The organism is Pararoseomonas baculiformis (genome assembly GCF_017813395.1).
Classification (GTDB): Bacteria; Pseudomonadota; Alphaproteobacteria; order Acetobacterales; family Acetobacteraceae; genus Roseomonas; species Roseomonas baculiformis.
The window spans coordinates 1-8,521 of the sequence record NZ_JAGIZB010000060.1; the positions used below are offsets into that span (position 1 = coordinate 1).

Annotated in this window: 11 protein-coding genes and 1 pseudogene; 7 read left to right on the top strand and 5 right to left on the bottom strand. The window is 67.1% G+C overall.

The window, feature by feature from the left end; translation table 11 throughout:
• Positions 1-536 precede the first annotated feature (536 nt).
• Positions 537-1,487, bottom strand: coding sequence for a LysR family transcriptional regulator (locus J8J14_RS23990; protein WP_209382063.1), 951 nt, complete (start codon positions 1,485-1,487; stop codon positions 537-539).
• A 106-nt stretch (positions 1,488-1,593) separates the two neighbouring features.
• Between J8J14_RS23990 and J8J14_RS23995 the strand changes: the two genes are divergently transcribed.
• Positions 1,594-2,568, top strand: coding sequence for a Bug family tripartite tricarboxylate transporter substrate binding protein (locus J8J14_RS23995; protein ID WP_209382064.1), 975 nt, complete (start codon positions 1,594-1,596; stop codon positions 2,566-2,568).
• Between the two features lie 35 nt (positions 2,569-2,603).
• Positions 2,604-3,008: a hypothetical protein gene (locus J8J14_RS24000; protein WP_209382065.1), complete on the top strand. Its 405-nt coding sequence runs from the start codon at positions 2,604-2,606 to the stop codon at positions 3,006-3,008.
• A gap of 357 nt (positions 3,009-3,365) precedes the next feature.
• Here the strand turns inward: J8J14_RS24000 and J8J14_RS24005 are convergent.
• Positions 3,366-3,602: pseudogene (locus J8J14_RS24005) on the bottom strand (transposase); the annotation flags it as partial.
• 201 nt (positions 3,603-3,803) lie between these two features.
• The gene (locus tag J8J14_RS24010; RefSeq protein WP_209382066.1) at positions 3,804-4,301 is read right to left on the bottom strand and encodes a beta-lactamase hydrolase domain-containing protein; all 498 of its coding nucleotides are present in this window, start codon (positions 4,299-4,301) and stop codon (positions 3,804-3,806) included.
• Between the two features lie 27 nt (positions 4,302-4,328).
• Here J8J14_RS24010 and J8J14_RS24015 point away from each other — a divergent pair, with 27 nt between their 5' ends.
• The 5 genes from J8J14_RS24015 (at position 4,329) to J8J14_RS24035 (ending at position 7,069) form a co-directional block, all read left to right on the top strand.
• The gene (locus J8J14_RS24015; protein WP_245216134.1) at positions 4,329-4,658 is read left to right on the top strand and encodes an ArsR/SmtB family transcription factor; all 330 of its coding nucleotides are present in this window, start codon (positions 4,329-4,331) and stop codon (positions 4,656-4,658) included.
• A gap of 62 nt (positions 4,659-4,720) precedes the next feature.
• Positions 4,721-5,626 (top strand): MBL fold metallo-hydrolase, encoded by a 906-nt coding sequence (locus J8J14_RS24020; protein ID WP_209382068.1) that lies wholly within the window; start codon positions 4,721-4,723, stop codon positions 5,624-5,626.
• Between the two features lie 5 nt (positions 5,627-5,631).
• Entirely contained in the window at positions 5,632-6,054 is a 423-nt protein-coding gene (locus J8J14_RS24025) for a YeeE/YedE family protein (protein ID WP_209382069.1), read from the top strand.
• A gap of 5 nt (positions 6,055-6,059) precedes the next feature.
• Entirely contained in the window at positions 6,060-6,497 is a 438-nt protein-coding gene (locus tag J8J14_RS24030) for a DUF6691 family protein (protein ID WP_209382070.1), read from the top strand.
• A 113-nt stretch (positions 6,498-6,610) separates the two neighbouring features.
• The gene (locus J8J14_RS24035; protein WP_209382071.1) at positions 6,611-7,069 is read left to right on the top strand and encodes a hypothetical protein; all 459 of its coding nucleotides are present in this window, start codon (positions 6,611-6,613) and stop codon (positions 7,067-7,069) included.
• A gap of 421 nt (positions 7,070-7,490) precedes the next feature.
• Here J8J14_RS24035 and J8J14_RS24040 read toward each other — a convergent pair whose 3' ends face one another.
• Positions 7,491-8,054 carry a hypothetical protein gene (locus J8J14_RS24040; RefSeq protein ID WP_209382072.1) on the bottom strand — a complete coding sequence of 188 codons (564 nt, stop codon included), beginning with the start codon at positions 8,052-8,054 and terminating at the stop codon, positions 7,491-7,493.
• Positions 8,054-8,359: a hypothetical protein gene (locus J8J14_RS24045; protein WP_209382073.1), complete on the bottom strand. Its 306-nt coding sequence runs from the start codon at positions 8,357-8,359 to the stop codon at positions 8,054-8,056. The genes J8J14_RS24040 and J8J14_RS24045 overlap by 1 nt, the downstream gene beginning before the upstream one ends.
• Positions 8,360-8,521: the final 162 nt, after the last annotated feature.

The following is an 8,521-nucleotide window of genomic DNA, read 5'->3' on the forward strand; positions in this document are numbered from 1 at the left end:
AGGAGAGCCGCTGAGACACGCCGTCCGGAGGTGGAGCTCGTCCCATCTCCGGGCGATCCAGTGGGTCAGGTTTCGACCGGCGACGCGAGCCAAGGTGGGTCAGATTTCAGGCGGCGTTGACAACGCTTCCCGGCGATAGCGAGCACCGTTGGATACGGCTCTCGTCTGTCAGACTCCTTGACTAAGGGGGGCGGTATTGGCGGTGCAGGCCGTCCCCCACCTTTTGCGCTCTCCCAATGCGCGCGAAGCGCTGCTTCAGCTTTGCCCGGTGCTGCCTCTCTTAACTCTACACGGGCGTGAGGCCATATTTCCTTCCCAACGCAGTGAGGTGGCACCTTCAGCGGTGGACGGATCGATCATCCGTTCGACCTTGCTGATCTTGTTCGCCGGGAAACCGCCGCGCTGAGCGTGGTCGCGGATCATCCCCTCGTTTGGCGCTGCACCTATTCTGGTCAGCATTCTCACCAAGGCCGACCTGCAGACGGATGCGAGCCCTCGATAGGTTCGAGAGATGAGCGCCTGCGGAAGGAGCTCTATCAGCGCGTGGCTTCCAGAGACTCTGCTGCACGTGCCATCTTTTCCTCAGCTCCGATCCGCTGAATGTGGGTAAGAAGCGCACGGACCCGTGCCGAGTGGGCATGCTCGCGCGCATACACCGCGAACAGCGAGGGCCCCTCGAAGCGGTGGTCAGAAAGCACGCGGACCAGCGCTCCCTTCGCAAGATCATCAGCGATGAAGAAGCGCGGCAGTCGCGTGATGCCGAGCCCGCTGAGCACCCACTCGCGTTGCTGCGTCGGCGCGGTCGTGCGAATGCGGCAGGTCATCACCGTCTTATGGCGTCGCCCTGATGCGTCCCAGAGCGTCAATGGCTGGCGCATCCCTCCGAAGGCCGGGGAGCCGATCCAGGTATGCTGGGCCAGTGCCGCCGGGGTGGTGGGCTCCCCTCCTGCCGTAGCCAGGTAGGCAGGCGAGGCAACGAGCGCGCCTTCGTAGGTGCCGATCCGCCGAGCGACGAAGCCTTGCTCAGGACGCCGTAGCCAGCCGAAGCGGAAGGAGACATCAATGCCCTCGCGGCGTGGGTCCAGGATAAGGTCCGTCGCGACCACGTCGACGGACAGTGCAGGGTGCTGCCTGAGAAAGCTGGCTAGCATCGGCACCAGCAGGATATCGGCAACACCCACCGCACAGGTGACACGCAAGGTGCCGGTAATCTGATCCTCCCCTGCCCGGATTTCGGTCAGCAGGGCTTCTGCATCAGCGATCAGGTTCCGGCCGGCAGCCGCGAGCCTTTCGCCAGCAGGTGTCGGCTGCACGCCATGCCGGGAGCGGATTAACAACCGGGCGCCAACTAGCCTCTCCAGCGCCGCGATCCGACTGCTGACCGACGACTTGGCGGCGCCGAGCTGCAGGGCCGCGGCACTGACGCTGCGTGCCATGACGACCCGGGTGAAGATGGCGAGGTCACCAAGCAGCCCGGCGGGTTCCATCGTTCGATGATGCCGAACACCTGGTTCGGTAGATAGCGGCAATTGCTGGGTGGGGATGCTGATAGCCTCTGGTTCCCGAGTGGACCCGCAGGAGGCCAGAGGACCCATGATCGCGCTCACACGACGCCATCTCGCGTTCGGGCTTACCGGCTTCGTGGCTGGCCTGCCCGGGCCGCAGGCCCTCTCCGCCACCTGGCCCGAGCGGCCGGTGCGCCTCGTCACGCCAGCCGCGCCCGGCAGTTCCACGGACCTCGCCGCGCGGCTCTATGCCGAGCGCCTGGCCGCCACCTGGGCGCAGCCCGTCATGGTGGAGCCGAAGCCTGGTGCAGATGGCGTGATCGCCGTGGAGGCCATGCTCGCTGCCAGGGAAGGACATACGCTGATGTTCGGCCCGGCCGGTGTCCTCACCGTTACGCCGCTCCTGCGCGAAAGACTGCCCTTTGACCCGAAGGACGTCGTACCGCTCTCCCTTGCGGCGAGCGACTTCCTCAGCATCGCGATTTCACCGGCGCTAGCGGGGATTTCGACCTTGCGCGACCTCGTGCGCGCGGGACAGGAGCGGCCGGGGACCCTCAACATCGCGGCCGGCCTTGGTGGCCTCACGCTCGCGCTCGCCGCCTTCGTCCGTGCGCATCGCCTGGAGGTAATGACCGCAAGCTACCGCAGCCCGCCAGAGGCCATCCCCGATCTCGTTGCGGGCCGGCTGCATGTTCTCCTGGGGCCGCTCGCCCTGGTGTTGCCACTGGCCCGGGATGGGCGGGCGCGCGTGCTCGCGGTTACCAACCCGGAGCGGACACCGGCCGCACCGCAGATCCCCACGGTGATCGAGCAGGGATTTCCCGAACTCGAGGTGGAAGGAACGCTGGGCGTCTTCGGCCCGGGCGCGATGCCCGCCGAGGCACGCACACAGATCGCCGAGGCTGTCTCACGGGCTGCCCTCGAACCAGCGCTGGTGGAGCGGCTGCGGGCCGTAGGCATCGTAGCCCGCGCCGAGCCGCCCGATGCGTTCGGACAGCGTGTGGATCGCCAGCGGGCTCATTGGGCCTCCGTGGCCCGGGTGCATGGGGGGCGGCTACAATGAGGCCCCGGGCTCTGCGGGCGCTCTTTGCCTTTGCCTTGGTGACAGCGCTTGGCGACGTGCCGCATGCCTCTGAAACAATCGAGGTGGCGCGGATCAGCGCGCAGGTGCGCTGGGATATCGGGGCGGCGATGCCGGACGGGCCGGAGGACGAGCCGGTCATTCACGCTCTGCGGGCCTACTCCCAGGAGGACGGTGAGGACGGAAAGCGCATTCTCGTCTGTCTCACCCTGGGCTTCCGCACCCCTGAGCCAGGTCGGACCGGTGCAGTACTTCTCTACGCCCAAGGCGCAGAGAGCCGCTTCGAGCCACTCGGTCTGCCTTTTCATCACGGGCTCGACTGGCTGCGCGGCCAGGTTCCTCTGGCCGACGCCTGCGAGGTAGCTGCAACGGAGGCAGTGCACGTCGAGGCATCATTTGAGCAGCGAGATACAACCCCCTGACCCGCTCAGCCCTCGGTCGCTTCGCACCCGCCTTCGGCGCCTTACGGGGACGCTCCGTTGACCTGTCCTCCTCTATTACCGTCCCGCTCGCTCGGGCGGCGTACTACGGATCCTTCTGGGTCCCTTAGGGAGCGTGTTCGTGGCAGGCACGTCGATGGGAACACTGAGCATAACTGCCGACCGGAGCAAGCTCCGGTCAGGAAACGTCAGCGGACTTCCGCTTTCCGGAACTCGACCGCGGCATGACAATGACCGCTGTGGGCGTATTCTATTCTGTTGAAGAAGTCGGACGGTATCGACGAGGGCACGCCTCCCCTGGACTACGATTTGTGCGCAGGTAGGACGACCCCGGCCCCCTCAGGCGGGGGCTGGTGCTGGCATCGGGATCAGCTTCGCCATTTTCCTGAGGTTCTGGGCGGTGGCGGCCAGGTGGAACTCGTCCCGGGCACCGTTGGGCCCTCGCAGGCGGAGCCGATCGAGCTTCAGGATGCGTTTGAGGTGCGCGAACAGCATCTCGATCTTCTTGCGCTGCCGTTTGGAGGCGCGCCCCTCCTGGCTGCCCATGATCTCGCGAGCCATGTCCCGGGCACCCTCGAACCTTGACTCACCAGGATGCACGAGGTCGTGGCCCAGGTCCGCGCCGGTTCCTGACGGGAGGTCGAAGGCTGCCCGCCTTGACGGACGCGGCCTTAGCATCACACAGCGGTTCATGGCGGGCGGGGCGCGCACGGCAGGTACCCCGCACCTCTCGGGATGATAGCTTCCGTTGAGCCGAGCCTGGGCTTGTTGGTCTGACTACATATTCTGATCTAGGTACTGCCTGACGAAAGCCTCGATCTCAGGGCCTCCCCAATCGAAGCCAAGAGCTCGCGCCCGGGAGAGGCCTTCCTCGCCCGAGAGGCCCTCTTCCATGGCCAGGCCGAGGACGCCGAAGACGCTGGCCCGCTTCCCGGAGGCGCAGTGAATCAACACCGGCCCTGGCAGGTCGGATAGCTTCTGCCGGAACTCATCCACCTGCTCGGGCCGCGGTCCGGTGGGCGCGACCGGAATGTGGGCATAGTCCAAGCCCACCTCGCGGGCGGCTTCGCCTTCGGCGTCGGGCGAGAGAGGCTGGTTGGGCTCCCCCGGTGTTCGCAGGTTCACCACGGACCGGAAGCCCTCCTGGGCTAGCCTCTCCAGCTCCTCCCTGGTCGGCGGGGTGGGGTCGACGCTCAGCCGATCGCTGATCCTGATTCTGTTGGGCATGTGAGCTTTCCTGGTCGTGTTGGCCTTGAAGACATATTCAATCATCATAGATTATCAAGTATGAATATAACGGAGATGCGCAGCCGGGCTGGCGAGGCGGAGCGCTTCCTCAAATCGCTCGGGAACGAGCACCGGCTGCTGATCCTCTGCTCGCTGACGCAGGGGGAGAAGTCTGTTGGGGAGTTGGAGACGCTGCTCGAAGTGCGGCAGCCCCATCTCTCGCAGCACCTGACCCGTCTGCGGGAGGATGGGCTGGTCAGGACCCGCCGCGCCTCACGCACGATCTACTACCGCCTGGGCAGCGAGCCCGCGGAGCGGGTTATCGGCCTTCTCTACCAACTGTTCTGCACCAGAGACGGAGCCGCGGGTTCGCCGTCAAACGAGGCTGCCCCGCCGGAAGACTGACTGGCCAGCGGCCACAACACACACGCCGTGCACTGTTCACCCCAAAGAAAGAGGAAACAGAGATGCCCAACAACCATCCGGCGGTAACCGGTTTCTACCACGAGGACACCAACAGCATCGCCTACGTAGCCGCGGATCCCGCGACCAGGCGCTGCGCCATCATCGACCCCGTGCTCGATTTCGACCGCGCCTGCCGCGGCACGCACACCACCTTCGCCGACCAGATAGTGACGTTCGTTCGTGAGCAGGGGCTGACGGTCGAGTGGATCCTCGACACCCACCCGCACGCCGACCACTTCTCTGCCGCCCCTTACCTCAAGGAGGTGTTTGGTGCCCCGACCGCCATTGGCGAGCAGGTCGTCCAGGTCCAGACAATCTGGAAGGAGATTTACAACCTTCCCGACTTCCCGACCGACGGCTCGCAGTGGGACCGGCTGTTCAAGGACGGCGAGCGCTTCTGGATAGGTGAGTTGGACGCGGAGGTCTTTTTCTCGCCCGGCCACACGGCGGCCTCCATAACCTACGTCATCGGCGACGCGGCCTTCGTCCACGACACCCTGTTCATGCCGGACGGCGGCACGGCCCGGGCCGACTTCCCGGGCGGCGACGCCCGGGCGCTCTACCGGAGCATCCAGCGGATCCTGGAACTCCCGCCGGAGACCCGCGTCTTCACCGGCCACGACTACCAGCCGGGAGGCCGCGAGCCGCGATGGGAGTCCACGGTTGCCGAGCAGCGCGCGCGCAACACGCACCTCCGGGGCGGCGTGAGCGAGGACGCGTTCGTCCAGACGCGCGAGGAGCGGGACCGGACGCTGGCCTTCCCCGGTTTGCTGCTGGACGCCCTGCAGATCAACATCCGGGGCGGGCGCCTACCTGAGCCGGAGGCCAACGGCGTCTCGTATCTGAAGATCCCGCTGAACTATTTCCACGAGACTGGCTGCGCAGCTATCCGCGAGCTCAAGGGCTGAGCTCCATGGACAACTTCACCCCCGTCTCGGCTGCCGTGGGCGGCGCGCTTATCGGCCTGTCGGTCGCGCTCCTCTGGCTTGCCAGTGGGCGCATCGCCGGGATCAGCGGCATCATCGGCGGCCTCATCAAGCCGCAGTCGGGCGAGGTCGGCTGGCGCATCGCCTTCCTGGTTGGGCTCATTGGGGCGCCCTTGGTCTATGCCATCATTCAGGGGGCGCCACCGCTCTCCATTGAGGCTGGGTACGGCACGCTGATCCTGGCCGGGCTCCTCGTCGGCTTCGGTACCCGGCTGGGCGGTGGTTGCACCAGCGGCCATGGCGTTGCCGGGCTGGCGCGGCTGTCGCGCCGCTCCATCACGGCCACAGGGCTCTTCCTCCTGGCGGCCGCGTTGACTGTCTTCCTCGCACGCCATGTCTTCGAAGGCTGAGCGCCATGAACCGCACCCTTATAGCCCTGGTATCGGGCCTGCTCTTCGGACTGGGCCTGGTGGTGTCCCAGATGGTTAACCCGGAGAAGGTTCTTAACTTCCTGGATGTCTCCGGAAACTGGGATCCAAGCCTGGCCTTCGTCATGGGCGCTGCCGTTCTGGCCGCCGCCCTCGGCTTCACCCTGGCGAAGCGGCGGCAGGCGCCGCTCTACGCGCCATCCTTCTCGGGTCCCACCAAAACGAAGGTGGATGCCCGCCTGGTGGTTGGATCGCTGATCTTCGGCACCGGCTGGGGACTGGTGGGCTACTGCCCAGGGCCGGTCCTGGCCTCATTCCTGTGGGCGGGCGCACCTGCGGTGGTGTTCCTCGTGGCGATGCTGGTTGGCATGGCCGCCTTCTCCATTACAGACAAGTACCTGCCACGGCGCACCAAGTCGGCCTGAGGGAAGACCCCTGATCGTGACACGAACGCCGGGTGGGTCGGGCTGCCCCCAAGCGGAGGCAACCCTTGCCTTGCCATCCGAGTTCGGGGCAGAGAAGAATGCGGGAGACCTCCATGCTGCCCACCACGACGGCGCGGGTTAGCGGCGTCACCTCCGACGCTGCCAACCACCGGATTGCCCAGCGCATCGAGGAGAGTGTGCGCTACCATGCGGCTCATCCCGAGAGGATCGGGAAGCGCCTGAGGGACCTCGACGCGGAATGGGACATCGAGCGGACCTTGGCTGCAAACGCTGCGACCCTCGCGCTGACCGGCACCCTTCTCGGAGCGTTCGTGAACAAGCGCTGGCTGGCGCTGCCTGCCGTGGTGACTGGCTTTCTTCTGCAGCACGCAGTCCAGGGCTGGTGCCCGCCCTTGCAGATCTTTCGTAGCCGTGGGGTCCGCACCGCCTCCGAGATCGACCAGGAGCGCTATGCCCTGAAAGTCCTTCGGGGCGACTTCGCGCGAGACGGCGCGGAACCAAGCACTGCAGCGGAGCATGCGGAAGCGGCGCTTCGGGCTGTCCGCGCCTGAAGGTGCCGCGTTGGTAAGATGCATGCAGAACCTCGTAAACGCACTGGGCCAGGTCGGTCATCCCGAGCCGTCCGATCTCACAGTGCCGGTCTGTGCCCACGTCGCGGGCTGGGCCATGCCGATGTAGCGCCATCGCCTACTCTGACATGGTCGGCCAGAGTTGAAGCTCCTCCTCCCCGCCGGTGCCGAGCGCTCCTCCGTCACGCCACGGAAGGCGGTAGCCGGGTTCCCTCGTCGGGATAGCCGTGCAGGGTGAGGGTCTGGGTCGCCGTGCCCGTGCCTCCTCATCGCTGACCAGGTCGGCGGCTCCGGGAACTGAGTGAACGGTGCTCATGATGTCCCTCTCACGAGCATCCTGGGGCGCCCGGGTTCCGGCCTGGCGATGCCACCTGGGCGGCGCTCCGAGGTGACGGCACCTCTCTCACCCACGCCCAAGCGACTCACGAGGCGGAAGGCCCCGCTCCTCCCAGAAAGCGCGCCAAGTGACGAAGCGCGGGAGCCTGTCGGCGAGCGCGTCCTCAAGGGCGTGGCCGCGACCGAGGATCTCGTCGGCAACGCGCACGACGCCAACATTCGGGCTGGCCTTGCCGGTAAGGTCGCGCGCCAGGAGCGCCTCCACCGCCGCGCCCTCCCCTCCCCTGCCGAGCGCATCGGCCATGAGGGCGAGGGCGATTGCGGTGCTGCGGCTCTTGCCATGCAGGCAGTGCACCGCGACCTCCTCGACACCGGCGGCGCGGCACTCCCGGCCAAAGGCGATCGCGTCCTGCACCTGCTCCCGGGTCGGACCGATCCAGCGTCGCCCCAGGGCGGTGAACTCGGGCAGCGGGACGTCGTCGAAGACCACGCGGAGCACCCGGCCGCCGAACCGTGGCTCCTCAATGACCGCTGGCGCGAACGACACCCCGGTGATGCTGACGAGGGCACCGGCCGACACATCGCCCCTCTCGATTGCTGCCTGAGGGAGGGCATGGGCGATGAACGGCATCACCGCCCCTCCCTGGACAGCGCCAGGGCCACGGCCTCGACATCCGCATCGACCACCACGAGGCGGCCGCCGGGCAGCAGGAGGGCGGAGGTCCCCTCCCCCGGGACCTCGCAGATGGCTGGCACCGCCCCTGGCGCGAGCGCGTGCCTCTGGCCGTTCACGTCGCTCAAGAGGAGGTAGCGGCCGACCCGCCGCTGCCCCAGGGGCCCATCCGCAAGGGGGGCACCCTCGGCACGGGGTGGGGGCGCTGGCTTCGTGCGGGTGCCGGGTTCGTGCCGGCCTTCGGCGCGGGCTTCTGTTGTCATGCTGGCCTGGTCCTGGGTGGGCCTGCGCTCCCGGTGAGCGCAGGCATATCTCTGGTCCGGTGGGGGTCCGGGGCGGGACGCCGACCGCGGCTGCGGCCTCCTCTCTCCCAACCTTTCTCCCCATCCCCCCGGAGGGGGGACAGGGGGCGTGTGATCAGCGCG

What these genes read in the sequence shown, in the direction of transcription:
- J8J14_RS24015 (WP_245216134.1), top strand. Translation starts at nt 4,329, where the DNA reads ATGCGCAGCCGGGCTGGCGAGGCGGAGCGCTTCCTCAAATCGCTCGGG.
- J8J14_RS23990 (WP_209382063.1), bottom strand. Translation starts at nt 1,487, where the DNA reads ATGGAACCCGCCGGGCTGCTTGGTGACCTCGCCATCTTCACCCGGGTC.
- J8J14_RS23995 (WP_209382064.1), top strand. Translation starts at nt 1,594, where the DNA reads ATGATCGCGCTCACACGACGCCATCTCGCGTTCGGGCTTACCGGCTTC.
- J8J14_RS24035 (WP_209382071.1), top strand. Translation starts at nt 6,611, where the DNA reads ATGCTGCCCACCACGACGGCGCGGGTTAGCGGCGTCACCTCCGACGCT.
- J8J14_RS24020 (WP_209382068.1), top strand. Translation starts at nt 4,721, where the DNA reads ATGCCCAACAACCATCCGGCGGTAACCGGTTTCTACCACGAGGACACC.
- J8J14_RS24010 (WP_209382066.1), bottom strand. Translation starts at nt 4,301, where the DNA reads ATGATGATTGAATATGTCTTCAAGGCCAACACGACCAGGAAAGCTCAC.
- J8J14_RS24040 (WP_209382072.1), bottom strand. Translation starts at nt 8,054, where the DNA reads ATGCCGTTCATCGCCCATGCCCTCCCTCAGGCAGCAATCGAGAGGGGC.
- J8J14_RS24025 (WP_209382069.1), top strand. Translation starts at nt 5,632, where the DNA reads ATGGACAACTTCACCCCCGTCTCGGCTGCCGTGGGCGGCGCGCTTATC.
- J8J14_RS24045 (WP_209382073.1), bottom strand. Translation starts at nt 8,359, where the DNA reads ATGACAACAGAAGCCCGCGCCGAAGGCCGGCACGAACCCGGCACCCGC.
- J8J14_RS24030 (WP_209382070.1), top strand. Translation starts at nt 6,060, where the DNA reads ATGAACCGCACCCTTATAGCCCTGGTATCGGGCCTGCTCTTCGGACTG.